The organism is Antrihabitans spumae (genome assembly GCF_043944905.1).
GTDB lineage: Bacteria > Actinomycetota > Actinomycetes > Mycobacteriales > Mycobacteriaceae > Antrihabitans > Antrihabitans spumae.
The window spans coordinates 1-12,917 of sequence record NZ_JBIMSN010000004.1 but is presented as its reverse complement, the minus strand read 5'-3'; the positions used below and the strand labels follow the sequence as shown (position 1 = coordinate 12,917).

The 12,917-nt window shown below is 62.4% G+C and carries 12 protein-coding genes and 1 tRNA gene; 2 read left to right on the top strand and 11 right to left on the bottom strand.

The genetic code is table 11. The features are described 5' to 3' along the window. Positions 1-102: 102 nt before the first annotated feature. Entirely contained in the window at positions 103-564 is a 462-nt protein-coding gene (locus ACHIRB_RS01705) for a single-stranded DNA-binding protein (protein ID WP_395126526.1), read from the bottom strand. Between the two features lie 222 nt (positions 565-786). Between ACHIRB_RS01705 and ACHIRB_RS01700 the strand changes: the two genes are divergently transcribed. Further along, entirely contained in the window at positions 787-1,365 is a 579-nt protein-coding gene (locus tag ACHIRB_RS01700) for a hypothetical protein (RefSeq protein WP_395116389.1), read from the top strand. Between the two features lie 3 nt (positions 1,366-1,368). Here ACHIRB_RS01700 and ACHIRB_RS01695 read toward each other — a convergent pair whose 3' ends face one another. Further along, entirely contained in the window at positions 1,369-2,322 is a 954-nt protein-coding gene (locus tag ACHIRB_RS01695; protein ID WP_395116387.1) for a serine/threonine dehydratase, read from the bottom strand. Then, on the bottom strand, positions 2,319-4,367 hold the full coding sequence (locus ACHIRB_RS01690) for a bifunctional copper resistance protein CopD/cytochrome c oxidase assembly protein (RefSeq protein WP_395116385.1): 2,049 nt from the start codon (positions 4,365-4,367) through the stop codon (positions 2,319-2,321). Before ACHIRB_RS01690 ends, ACHIRB_RS01695 begins: the two co-directional genes overlap by 4 nt. 160 nt (positions 4,368-4,527) lie before the next feature. Between ACHIRB_RS01690 and ACHIRB_RS01685 the strand changes: the two genes are divergently transcribed. Beyond that, positions 4,528-4,604: transfer RNA gene (locus tag ACHIRB_RS01685), tRNA-Arg, on the top strand. On the opposite strand, the gene ACHIRB_RS01680 is transcribed toward ACHIRB_RS01685, so the two are convergent. From ACHIRB_RS01680 to ACHIRB_RS01645, 8 genes are all read right to left on the bottom strand, one after another. Further along, the gene (locus tag ACHIRB_RS01680; RefSeq protein ID WP_395126525.1) at positions 4,570-6,270 is read right to left on the bottom strand and encodes a recombinase family protein; all 1,701 of its coding nucleotides are present in this window, start codon (positions 6,268-6,270) and stop codon (positions 4,570-4,572) included. The genes ACHIRB_RS01685 and ACHIRB_RS01680 overlap by 35 nt on opposite strands. Then, complete coding sequence (locus ACHIRB_RS01675) at positions 6,267-6,914, bottom strand: ImmA/IrrE family metallo-endopeptidase (protein ID WP_395126524.1); 648 nt, start codon at positions 6,912-6,914, stop codon at positions 6,267-6,269. Before ACHIRB_RS01675 ends, ACHIRB_RS01680 begins: the two co-directional genes overlap by 4 nt. 40 nt (positions 6,915-6,954) lie before the next feature. Further along, positions 6,955-7,335, bottom strand: a complete 381-nt coding sequence (locus tag ACHIRB_RS01670) for a helix-turn-helix domain-containing protein (protein ID WP_395126523.1) — start codon at positions 7,333-7,335, stop codon at positions 6,955-6,957. A 119-nt stretch (positions 7,336-7,454) separates the two neighbouring features. Continuing rightward, on the bottom strand, positions 7,455-8,060 hold the full coding sequence (locus ACHIRB_RS01665) for an antirestriction protein ArdA (protein ID WP_395126522.1): 606 nt from the start codon (positions 8,058-8,060) through the stop codon (positions 7,455-7,457). 151 nt (positions 8,061-8,211) lie between these two features. Continuing rightward, positions 8,212-8,553, bottom strand: a complete 342-nt coding sequence (locus ACHIRB_RS01660) for a hypothetical protein (protein ID WP_395126521.1) — start codon at positions 8,551-8,553, stop codon at positions 8,212-8,214. Between the two features lie 82 nt (positions 8,554-8,635). Further along, entirely contained in the window at positions 8,636-9,667 is a 1,032-nt protein-coding gene (locus tag ACHIRB_RS01655; protein ID WP_395126520.1) for a DNA-methyltransferase, read from the bottom strand. Then, positions 9,664-10,386 carry a replication-relaxation family protein gene (locus tag ACHIRB_RS01650; RefSeq protein WP_395126519.1) on the bottom strand — a complete coding sequence of 241 codons (723 nt, stop codon included), beginning with the start codon at positions 10,384-10,386 and terminating at the stop codon, positions 9,664-9,666. Before ACHIRB_RS01650 ends, ACHIRB_RS01655 begins: the two co-directional genes overlap by 4 nt. A gap of 224 nt (positions 10,387-10,610) precedes the next feature. Beyond that, a complete protein-coding gene (locus tag ACHIRB_RS01645) occupies positions 10,611-12,776 on the bottom strand; it encodes a type IV secretory system conjugative DNA transfer family protein (RefSeq protein WP_395126518.1) in 2,166 nt (721 codons plus the stop codon). Between the last annotated feature and the right edge of the window lie 141 nt (positions 12,777-12,917).

The following is a 12,917-nucleotide window of genomic DNA, read 5'->3' as shown; positions in this document are numbered from 1 at the left end:
AAAGATTTTCGGCCTCACATCACGCGCCTCACGCCGATCGCATTACGCAACAGCCCGAATCCCGTCCCAAAACCCGAATAGTGGGCTGTCAGCGTCACCAGGTCAGGTACCGACGGGTTCGAGATGACGCTCGGGCCTCGGAACCGACTGTTCGATGTCACGGTCGGTGGTAGGCGCCGTCGCAGCAGGATCCTGACTTGCAGGCAGTTTGGGGCGCTCGATCTTGACGATGCATCGCGCCAGGTCCGGACCTATTGCGCTGGCTCGCATTTCGAGGTCGGAGCGCGCGACACCGTCCTTGCTCGTGTATTCGTTGGTACGCAACTGCCCGTAGGCGACGATCGGATCGCCCACCATGATCGATGCTCCGACACCAGCAACAAGGCGGCGCCAGCAACTCACACTCAAGTACAGCGTCCCGCTGTCGACCCACTCCCCTGTTCCGCGGTCCTGTCGGCGTGCGTTGCTCGCCATGCGAAAGCTGATGACTTCCTCGCCGTTGGCGCTGCGCTTGACCGGATTCGTGATCACAGTTCCGACCACTGCCGTGTTTACCTCGTACATGTCCCCGCCCCTTCGTAGTTCGACACGTGCTCGCGCCGTTGCATCAAGCGTGCTCCACGAATGGGCCGATAGGCGTGCGAAAGGAAATCTGTGGATGGATTCGGCGCATGTGAACAACTCGCGGATCGGCGGCGTTTTTCGATCGATCCTGTCGGTGGGTCGGAGTAGGGGTCACGGTCGAAACGCCGGGCACCTAGAATTCGGCCATGGCCCGGGGAACTGATGACTGACAACCCGCAATTTCCGCACGGTGGCAACCAATTCGGCGGCTATTCACCCGTCGAATACCCGCCCGTTGTCCAACGGCGATCCTGGGCCGTACCGGTCGTCGTCGTACTCGGTGCGTTGCTCGTTGCCGCAGTGGTCGCCATCGGCTGGTTGCTGCTTGCACGCGCGGACGACGACTCCACTGATTCGATCCCGGGTGCCGAGGCCATGGCCGAGCTGTGCGACTGGGCGCCGACTTTCATAACGTACGACTACGCCACGATCGACGACTACTTCGACGATGTGCTCGATCGGGCAACAGGCGACTTCGCGCGCGAATTTTCCTCCACCCGTAGCCAATTGAAGCAGGCGATCGTCGGGAGTCAGGTGCGTTCGCGCGCCGAGGGCAAGCCGATCTGCGGTGTGCAATCCGCATCGGGCACGGAGGCCAAGATCGTGCTGTCCCAAATGCAGTCCGTTACGAGCCTGGTCAGTCCGATACCCGCGACCAACTCGATAACGCTGGTCGCAACGATGACGAAGATCGACGGTCGGTGGCTCGTCAGCAAAACCGACATCCCCGTCGCAAGGTAGCGACTACAACGTTGCGGGGTCGGTGTTCGCGCCGCACAGCACGATAACGGGTCGCTCGCCCTCCTCAGGGACGTACGCACCACTGCGCACCGCAGCCAATGCCGTGGCGCCACCGAATTCGACTGCGATCCGAAAGTGACGCCAGAGATAGTCGCGCGCGGCAACAATCGCATCGTCGGTCACCAGGAGCGACGTAATGCCATGTGCTGCAGCAACGCTCATCGCGATGTCACCGATCCGCTTGGCGCCGAGCGAATCTGCCGCGATGCTGTCGACGGCCACATCGACGGGAGAGCCGTTACGCAGAGCGGAGTGCAACGTCGGGATGCCCTGCGGCTCGACTCCGATGACCGAACGGTCCGACGAGACGCCGGTAGCGATGCCTGCGATCAGACCGCCGCCCCCGACCGCTACCAGAACAGGATTCGCCTCCGGCACCTGCTCGTCGAGCTCGAGCCCGATGGTGCCGGCACCCGCGACGATGTCGGGCAGATCGTAGGCGTGCAACTGGACCGAACCACGTTCGATCGCCAAAGCTGTTGCGCACTCGAATGCTTCGGCGTGGCTCGTGCCGTGCTGGACGACGTCGGCGCCGAGTGTATGCAGCGCAGCGACTTTGGCCGCAGGTGCATTCTCCGGAACGACGACTGCACAGCCGACGCCTTGCATTGCTGCCGCGGTCGCCGCTGCGATGCCTGCATTACCGCCCGATGCGATGACCACACCGAATGCATCGACGGCACTGTGCAGCATTGCATTCAGGCTCCCGCGCGTTTTGAACGAACCGCCGAATTGCAGATACTCGAGTTTGAACGAGACCGGCACCGGACCGTGCACGGTGTCGACGACGGCATCGAGCACCGGCGTCAGCCGCAGACGATCACCGATCCTTGCGCGCGCTGCTTCGACATCCGAGCGATCGATACCGGAGCGATCGATACCGGAGCGATCGATCACTTGCCCGCTTCCCTCTCCCTGCGGGCAAGTTCGGCGAACATCGCGTTGTGAGCGGCCAATTCGGCGTCGTCGTCGCGTTCTGCTGCGCGGTCGTACCGTTTCGCGGCGCGATCGTCGGCGCGCGACCACTGGATCAGCAGTGCCAGCATCACCAGCACGAGCGGTATTTCACCTGTCGCCCAGGCGATTCCACCACCGAGGCGTTGATCGGCGATCAGGTCGGAGTTCCAGTCGAGCCCCAGACTGCGGTAGAACCAGCCACCCATCACCGTGTCCATACTCATCAGCGCAATGCCGAAGAACGCATGGAAGGGCAACGACCCGAACACCATTGCGAGCTTGGTGATCGGCTCGACGTGCCGTGGCGCTGGATCGACCCCGATCACCACCCAGTAGAAGAGGTAGCCGCTCACCAGGAAGTGCAGGTTCATCAACAGATGCGCGGGGTGGGAATCGACGGTCGAGTCGAAGATGCCACCCAGATACAAGCCGTAGAACCCACCGACGAACAGCGCCGCTGCGACGAGTGGCTGTGTGAGAAAGCGCGACACCGGACTGTGCAGCCCGATGAGCAGCCATTCGCGTACCCCTGGAACACCGTCTTTGCCTGCGGGTTTGAGTACTCGCAACGCAAGGGTGATCGGTCCACCGAGTGCCAGCAGGACCGGCGCAAGCATCGACAGCAACATGTGCGACATCATGTGAACGCTGAACTGAGCGGGCGAATAGCGACCGATACCCGACGACGTTGCGATCAGCAGGACCACGCAACCGAGTACCCACGCGATGGTACGACCGACCGGCCACGAGTCACCGCGTTGGCGCAACCGTCGCACGCCGACCAAGTACAGGACTGCGGCAACGATCGATGCCGTGCCGAAGATCAGGTCGAAGCGCCAGTCGAAGAAGATCCGGGCGACCGTCAGCCGACCGTCCAGGTCGTAGCCGAGTTCGACCTCCGTGACCGACGGGTTCAGGTTGGCATCCGCCGGTGGCGGTGTGCGGCCGAGACCGACGGCGATGCCGATGGTCGTCGCAAAGATGATCGTCTCGATGCCGGCGAACTTGACCAAGGCGAAACGCGAGGTCGGGTCGGCGGCGAGGGCAGGCAATGCGCGTCGGCGCTGCGCGAAACCCAACGCGCCCAACGCGACGAGCGCAGCGGTTTTGGCGAGTATCAGTCTGCCGTAATCGCTGGTGAACAAGTCGGACAGCGGCAGTCGCACGAGCGCATTGATCACACCACTCGCAGCCATCACAACGAACGCAACACCCGCCACGGTCGAGAACCGTCGAGCCGCCACGTCGGTGTGTGCGCCGCCGCGTCGAGCGTGGGCGAAGAGTGCGAACAAGCCGCCTGCCCACAGCGCTGCAGCGACCAGGTGCAGGATCAGGCTGTTGGTCGCCAGATCGTGCGAACCGCCCGACGACGAGTGTCCGTTCACCCCGAGCGGCATCAGCGTCAGCAAGGCCAGACCGAGCAGCAACGGCGTCCACGACCAGCGCAGCACCAGCCGGCACCCGACCGCCAAGAGCGCCGCAAGGATCGCGGTCCACCGCCACGCGCTTGCCATCTCGACCTGGCCGATCGCACTCCACAGGTTCTCAGGCTTCAGCGCTTCGGCAAGCGGTAGGCCCGACGTGTCCGACAACGTCAACGGCACCAACATCGCTGCACAGAGCGCCCAGACGAGCGCTCCGTAGAACGCGATTCGCACCGAGCGATACCCGTCGACGTCCAGAACACCGTTGCCCTGCGGTGGCACGAGGAATGCAGCAAGCAACAGCGAGCCGACTGCGACGACGGCACCGAGTTCGCCAATCGCGCGCAGAGCAGGCAGTCCGTAGGTCGTCAGCGGTCCAGGGTCGGGGATGCCGAGCAGAACCAACGCATCCGACGCCGAGAATCCGACGACGACGGCAGCGACAGCACCGGCTATCAGGCCTGCAACGACGAACACCGCAGCCGAACTCGAACGCTCGAGCTGTGGTGACTTCGCGGTGTCTAGCTGTGCCGACGCAGAGTCGGTGTCGGGCTGTGCCATACGGTCAAGAGTAGAGCCGTGTCAGCGGTCACCCGTCCGGTGGTTGTAGCTTCCGGACATCTTTCCGGAGTCGGGGGCTCGCTCGCGTCGCTCGACGTGGTCGGGGGACCATTCACGTCGCTTCGCGTGCGTCCAACTTGGCCGGGTACTATTGCCGCGCGCCTCCGTAGCTCAGTCGGATAGAGCAAGAGCCTTCTAATCTCTAGGTCGCAGGTTCGATTCCTGCCGGGGGCACCAAAACAGTCAGTTTCAAACCTTCGTCACGGGACGAAGGTTTTTTGTTGCTTCGGCGAAGGATGTCGGTGAGGGAAGGCATTCCTTCGTCATCATCATTCACGCACGAATTGGACGTTGATGCGATCCCTGCCACTGCGGTGTCGGTCAACGTCTTGAATGGTTCGTTGAGTTCGATACGAACCTGGTCTTCGTCGACGTAGATACGTTCGAAGAAGGCCTGGTTGTAGAGCCTGCGCACGTGGTTACCGGCTGCAAGGTAACCGCGATAGCAGTTGGTGGCATACGTGAGGGCGACCTGCAGGTTTGTTTCGATCTCGTCGACTTCGATGCTCGCTGTGGTGAGCCGTTCCTCTACGGTTACGAGGCTTCGGGCGATGCGATCTTGCTCCGACTTGAGCAGGTCGAGGGGGATCGCACCTGCGTAGTGCGCTTGGAGGAGTCGCGTTCGCTCTGCGAGAAGGCGCTTCTTCTGAGTAGTGAGGTCGTTCTTTTCGGCGTCGACACTGGTACGGGTGTCCTGGATGTCACTGCACAGCAATGTCTCGATCTGAGCTCGTAACGTGGGATCGAGCTGAACAGCGCGGTACGCCTCTTCGACGAGTTCTTCGACAACCTCAATCAGAACAGCCTTGCGCGTGCAGCTTGTACGCTTCTGTTGCCGCCCGATGCAGATGAAATACGGATATACGACGCCGTAGCGGTTCTTGGACATTGTGATTATCAGGCGGCTGCCGCAGCCGCCGCAGAACACGCTCGACTTGAGGTAGTGCGGGTGGTCGCGCTGCCGCTCCCCCATGGCGTGCGATTCGAGGACGTCCTGTACGCGCGCCCAGGTCACCTCGTCGATCAACGACTGGTGCCGTCCGGGATACCTAACTCCCCGGTAGGTGACTTCTCCTTTGTAGTACGGCGTGGTCAGAATCTTGTGTAGTGAGTTGATCCTGAGTGATTGGCCTGGCGATTTCGATGTCGGTCGCGACTGAAGCCCTCGGGCTTCGAGAGCATCTACCAAGCGCCGGAGGGTCCAGTCGCCAGTCGCATAGGCATTGAAGGCCCAGGTGATGAGTGGGCCTCGCTCTGGGTCGACGTCGACGGTTCGGACTTCGCGTCCTTCGGGATTCAGTGCGCCGACATTGCGGTAGCCGAGTGGAGCTTTTCCGGGTGTGCCGCCGGTCTTGGCCTTTTGCTCCATGCCCTTATTGACTTCGGCGGCGAGGTTCCGGGAGTAGAACTCGGCGATCGAGCTCATGATGCCGTGCAGCAACATGCCCGATGCGGTCTCGTCGATATTCTCAGTCGCTGAAACCAGCGTGGCTCCTGCTTTGCGCAATGCAAGGTTGATTTCCACGTCGTCGACGCGATTGCGAGCCAAACGATCAACCTTGTGGACGATCACGTAGTCGACCTGATTCGCCTTGACGTAAACGAGCATTTTCTGCAACTCGGGGCGATCAGCCGACCTGGCGGACTCGCCCCGATCGACGAACTCCGCGATGACAACGGCGCCGATGGAGCCGGCCTTGCGCCGGTTCGCTTCCCGCTGCGCCGGGATCGAGTATCCCTCAGGGTCACCGTCACGCTCAGCCTGTTCCTTGGTCGAGACCCGGATGTAGGACACGGCTACCTTTGCCTCGGCACTGCCTGGTTGTGCTACAGCGGGATTCATGACCAAGCTCCTTGCAATGAGACGGTGCGGTTGTACGTGCTGAAATGGGGTCCCGCGAACGGCGGTCGTGATGCGCATCGTTCGGTTCGTTCGACAAGTCCGGTCTGCGCCAGCCGAACAGATATAGCCTGCTCGGACACTTGGAAGTGGCGTGCTAGGTCTCGGGGTCGCTGCATCCCGTTGCCCCAGGCTCTTTTGAGGAGTCGCTTTGGCACGAGAAGGCATCCAGCGAAGTAGTCGGCAGCTTGCTCCGCCTGCTCAGACCCAGTAACTTTCGCGGTACCCGCGTACAGCCGCGAGGCCGATCCGTGGTCGACGATGTGCTTGTACTCGTGGCATAAGCTGAAACGTTGACGAGCCCAGCTCTCGGACCGGTTGAGCTGGATCACCCAGACCTGCCCATTCCAGAAGCTGGCACCTGAGACCGGCAAATCGACGTACTCGATTTGGATCTTCGGCAGCTCGGTGATGACCTCGCGCGGGGTCGGTCCCCTGGTGATCTGATGCAGTTCGAGCAAGCGGTTGGCATGCAGCTCGGCGATACGCAGTGACTCTGCGAACGTGACCGTGCTACGAGTGGGGATGACCGCGCGGAGTCTGGCTAACACGCTTCGGTTCTCGGTTGAGTTGGTTGTGTAGTGCATAGCGTTCTCCTTTCGCGGTGAGAGTTGTAGTGCTGGTTAGTTATTCATCTTCGGTTCCTGCCGGTCCACTGACCGTAATGCCATGGTCTTTGGCAACTTTGGCAAAGTGTTGCTCGATTTCGGCAATCGCTTCCGGCGGCATGTTGCGGTATTTGCTGCGCAGGTACGGGGTCATGCTCGGCAGTTCGCCTTCGGGCATCCAGCCGACGGTGGCGAACAGGTCGGCGCTGGTGATGCCCAGGACCGTGCCGAGGGCCCGCAGGTTCGTGGCGGTAGGAGCGGCGATTTGGCCGAGTTCGAGTCGGGTGAGCGTCGAAGGCTGAATCCCCGCCCGCCGTGCCGTTTCGCTGGCCGACAGCCCGAGTTCCGTGCGTTTTGAGCGTAGTAACTCCGCCAGTATTTGCGATTGTTTTTCGTTCATTTCTTTCTCCCGTTCTATATCCCATTTTATTGCGTTTATTGCATCGATGCAATGATTTTCGCCTTTTCTACAACGCAATTAATGGGCGGCAAAGCCTTTCCTTGGAGGAATTGATTCGACTATATTCGGCCGTCGAATAGCCAGACTCCGCCGTCGTCGGCTGGAATGAAATGCAGGTCGCCTTCCAGGTGCATATCGCGCGCCAACGCTTCGGTGTCGATCCGGGCGTACGGTCGCAACGACTCGGGTACCGATTCATCGAGCAGGCGTTGGTAGCCCAGATCGTCGATGAGCTGTTCGGCATAGGCCTCCATCGACTCGTAGTGCCCGAGGTAGGCGTCGTCGAATTGATCGAGCGCAGCTTCGTTGCCTTCTTGGGCGCTGGCCCAGGCGGCAAAAGCCAACCCGTGCTCGGTGATGCCGCGAGCGATGCGAGTGACGAGTTCGATCGAGTCGTACTCGTAGATCCGCGCCTCCCCGAATCCGCCGAAGTCGTGAATGGCGAATTCTTCGGCGTCCTGTTCGGGCGACGCGGCGAGCATCGCACGAATGTCGGCGTGGACGTCCTCTGGTTCACGGTCGGCATCCAGCCAAACGCCGTACAGTCGGCCGTTGTTGTAGTCGGACAGCGATGCGACGTAGATGCGCGGTGTGTCGACGTTGATACGTTCGTGGCTAGCCTCGTGCTCGCCTGAATTACTGTGTGGTTGTTGTTCATTGGTCATAGTCACCTCCTTTGTTGTTGCGCACTGGTGTGGGTTGTGTAGGCGACGGGAGCGCGGACGAGTCGATCGACTCCGTCCGCAGCTCCCGCGCCCGTTGTCCTCAATCGCCGTATAGGCGGGTAGGGACGACACCGAGGTTGCTGACTGGCTGTCAGCTCTCGTTTGGCGATCCGCCCGTGCTCTTTCGGGTGGGGCGTGAGCGGCTTCCCGCGGTGGGTGGCTGCTCGGCCCCGAAGAGCGAGGCGATGGCGTCACGCCGCAGGGCGGCTTCGCGTTCGATGTCGGCGAGCGCGGTGTCCGCCTTGTTCGCGAGTTCCGGGGCGTTCTTGGCTGCCTCGATATGGGCGACCAATGCGGCGCGGAACTCGTCGGTGACGGTGCTGCCGCGCAGTCCCGCGATGAGCGTGAGCTGCGCGTGCATTTCCGGCTCTAGCCTGATCGCGAGCGTCTTGACGCCGCTGGTCTTGCTGGATACCTCGTCCGGTGTGGACATGGCTACCTCCTCGGTGTTGGTGCGGTCGGTGATCGACGGGATGTCAGATCACTGCGACCGCAAGGCACCGACGAGGTGCCGGTCAGGCCGCCGCCTGGTCCGGACTGGCTCGCGGGTTGGTGGTGCCGGTCCGCTTCTCGGCGGCGATCCGGTCGTTCGCCATTGCTGCGAACGTCGGATTGAGTTCGATTCCCAGCCAATCCCGTTGCAGCGCTTTGGCTGCGACAGCGGTGCTGCCGCTACCAATGAACGGGTCGAGCACGATGCTCGGTTCCGATGCGGCGTTGCAGTCGCAGGTAGGCCCTATTACGGCGCGGGTCGCGACTCCACCGAGTGCGCGGATGACGTCTCGCTTCCACGGCAAGCGGCAGGAACTGCAGCGCGATTCGGGGCATCCGGCCCTGATGGCGCGAGCCGCGAGGGTGACCGGATAGGTGGCGTGGTGCCCACCCCGGAAGCTGCTGGTCGCGAGCTGCCAGACGTCGCCGGGATTTTTGCCGAACGGATGACCGACTCGCCCAGTCGCTTTCATCGCGGCCAGTCCCGAGGCGTCATCGCCGTTCGGTCCGCGCCAGTTTTCCCGATTCCGAGTAGCTGACCCCTGGTGTTTCGATGCGGTCGATCGATGGGGCACCCGGATATTGTCGAGGTCGAAGAAGTAGGTGGGGTTTCGGGCGAGGACGTAAATGACCTCATAGGTACAGGCCAGTCGATCACGGACACTGGTCGGCATCGGATTGGTCTTCGCCCATACGATCTTGTTGCGCAGAATCCAGCCTTCGGATTGGAGCGCTATTGCCAGCTTCTCCGGGGCGAGGACCAGGCCTTTCGCCTTGGCCCCCTGCCTCGGGTGGGTCGAAAAAGTATCGGCCACATTCAGCCACAGCGTGCCGGTCGGCACGAGCACGCGACCGATCTCGTTGCACACCTCCTCCAGCGACCCGACCCAGCTGTCGACGTGATCTTCGAGCCCCAGCTGGCCGTCGACCTCGTAGTTGCGGAGCCTGAAATACGGTGGACTCGTCAGCACCATGTCGACGGCGTTGTCGGGTAGGTTACGAAGCTGTTCGAGGGCGTCGCCGACAATGATCTGATTGCGTGGAAGCCCACTCATGGCGCACCTCCGTTCACCAGGGCGCTCAGCTCGTTCGGTGCGATCACCCGAAACAGGTCCGAGCGCAGGCCAGCATCCTTGACGATTGCCGCCAGTAGGGCCTCACGGCGACGCTTCGTTTCGACGGTCCAGACGACGACCGGGAAGACGCCGCTCGCGTCTTGCTCGACGCCGCTGCGCCGGTAGGCCTCGTACTCGTGACATTTTGCGACCAGCCTCGGCACGCTTTCGGTGCCCAGATCGACCTCGACGAACCAGCTGTCCTCGAACTCTCCCGTCACCGTCAAAGCGAACAGATCCGGCTTGAGGGTGATCGTGCCGCCGCCAAGCCCTGAGTAGCGGCGATGGCAGGCGGGCTCAGTTTCGACTCGGACTACGTCGATCTTGCTGCGATGACTTAACCGGACCAGGATCAAGTGCGCGTCAACCACCGCCAGGGTGTGCTGCAGAAAATGTAGCGACGGTTCATAGCGTCGTCGCCTTGCTCGTGGTTCGATGTCTCGCAGCAGTCGGTCACCGACAACGTCGACATGCCACACGTATGAGGCGGACCCCGCTCGGATACCGCCGACGCGACGCTCCAAAGTGCTGAGCAGCCGCTCGCGCCGAAGCCTTTCCAGTACGCGGCGGCAAACCCGAGCGGCGGACGTCTGGCTGGCGTGCTCGGTGAAATGGAAGGCCTCCATCTGCGCAGTCGTGACGAAACGATGCGCCGCCACGGTCTGAAGCACCGCCCAGTCGCGCCCGGACAGTCGTTCCCGCGTTGCCTCCAACCCTCGACGCCCGACCCGAGAATGGTGAGGAAGCAAAGAATCCTCACGAGTCGTCACCCCTAACTCGCCGGATCTGTCATCGACCTGCGACGACCTACTCGACGCCGACCACGCGACCGGGCGAGCGGCTGGTATACCTCTATCCTTGGCCGATTCGTCCCGAATCACGGTCATGACGACCCCCGACGGCGACGACCGATCACCGATTCATCCGGCCGGTCATCGATCAGAAGATCCGCGAACCCGGCTTCGATCTCGTCGAGCGGCTGTCCGAACTTCGCTCGGCTCCGTGCTCGGATGTCGTCCGGATCGCTGCTCACCGGTGGCGGTGGCAGGGTTACGCCGGATGCCCACGGCTGCACGGTGTTGTCTTGCACCAGGCTGGCGTAGACCTGGTAGGCAGGTAACGCATTAAAGTCCTCATGGCTCAGCACGGATTGGCCCGCTGCCATCGCTTTGGCATCGGTCGCGCTCAGCTGGAAACAGACACGGGAGCGGGCGTTGGCTTCGAACGCTGCCCGCATCGACGGCGACAGCTGCTCACGGTATTGGTGTGCCAAGTGGAATGCCGCACCAAGGCTACGACTGGTGGCGAGGGCATCGCTCAGGTCGGTCGGTAGCCGCAAAAAGTCTTGCACCTCATCGACATAGACCATGACGGGCTTGCGGGCAGTCGCCGAGATCGCGGCCCGTTCGCGGATCGCCTGCCACAATTCCGCTAGAACGAGCGCGCTCAGCAGCTGGCCCGATTCCGGTCCGAGCACACCTTTTTGCAGCGGCACGAGCAGGATTTTCTGCTCGTTGAGAACCTGGCGGATGTTGAATCGCGGACGCCGCTGGGCAAGCGACGCTCGTAACCCGGGACGCAGTAGCGGACGAAGCTTGTTTTGCAGCGGCGCGACGACCTGGCTGCGAGCATCGTCCGACAGCCCGTCGAACCACTGCCAAAATGGTCCCGAAGCGATCGGATCGTCACGCATTACGTGCTGCGTCAGTGAACGCCGGAATCCCTTGTTGGTCAACAGGAGTGGCAACATCACGAGACTGGCGTCGTCGCGGTGGGCCAGAACGGCGAGCGCATTTTGCAGAATGTCGGAGCTACGAGGCCCAAGCGCTTCCCCGTACAGAGCGTGGAATACCCCGAACAACGAGTCGGCGACCAATTCGGCAGTGCGCCCGCCGGTGCGCATCAGCGGATTGATCCCGATCGGTGCGTCGTCGAGCGGGTCGAAGACGACAACGTCATCTCGACGCGACGCCGGTATCCGGGCGAGCACATCGGCAACAAGGTCTTTCGGTTCGATCACGACCACGCCGCGTCCCGCCACCAGGTCCTGGTGAATCAGGTTGAGTAGCAGCGTTGACTTGCCTGTGCCGTTAGGCCCAAGTACCCACGTGTGGCGCAACGCATCGGTGATGTTGTAGCCGATGCCGCCACTGACGCCGGGAGCGTTCGCGCTAGCGACGATCCGATCATCCTGTCCGGCCATTTTTGCCGGCCGAATCGGTCGAGGGTGCCGCGGTGGCTGACCAGGGAACTCGGTGTCGCTCTCCCCAACAGGCCAGCCGAGCAGTTGGCAGATTTCCTTGATGCTCAGCTGCAGCGGCCAGATCCACGGCGACCGGGCCTCGTTGATCCCTCGCGGTTGTTCGGCGGTGATCAATACCTTCACATCGGGCGCTTCGGCGGTGCCCAGCGCACCCAGAAGTCCGAGAAGGAGTGATTGTCGGCGTTCGACGGTGCTGGCAGTGACGCCGATCCGCATGGTGAGTGCGAAGCCGTGCTGTCCGAGCTTGGTCTTGATGGCTGCACGCCGGTCGTTGTCGCTTTCCGGTGTGACGCCGTAGAGCACTTTGTGCATCGTTGATTGCCGTGCAGGCAACCCGAGGCTCGGCAAAGCGCGGGGTGATCGAGGGGGTCCGAGCACAACCTGGATGACGAGCAATTCGGTCTTCTGTACTGCGGTCATGGCACTCAGCACGGAACGCGTTGTCGCCACCGGATCGTGGGCCTGGACGGGACGCGCGCTGTCGCCGAGACGAATACGTCGCGACGTCACCACTTGCCTGCGCTCGGCGAGGCAGTCGACAACCGTTGCACCGGTCACCATCTCCTGGATGTGCCGCCGCAGCGTCTTGCGATAGCCGATCGGTGAGCCGACCAAGTAGCGGACACCGCTTCGGTCGGCCCGGGCTTCGAGCACCAAGCGCGGAGCCCGGCGCTCCGAAGCCAGACGCCGCAGCAGCGCAAGTGCAGCCTCCTCGGGTAGAGGTGACGGCCAGACGACTTGCTGCCAGGCGATCCCGCTGCGTGCGGTGGTGTCGGAGTTAGTCATCTGACACCTCGTCGGCAACGTCGCCATCCAACCGCTCGGTCACGGCCACGGCTTGCTTGGCTGCCTCCGAATCGGCGAGCGCTAGCCTGCCGCTTTCACGGTAATTCCTTCGGAGTTGGTGTCGTACATGAAGAAAGGTGC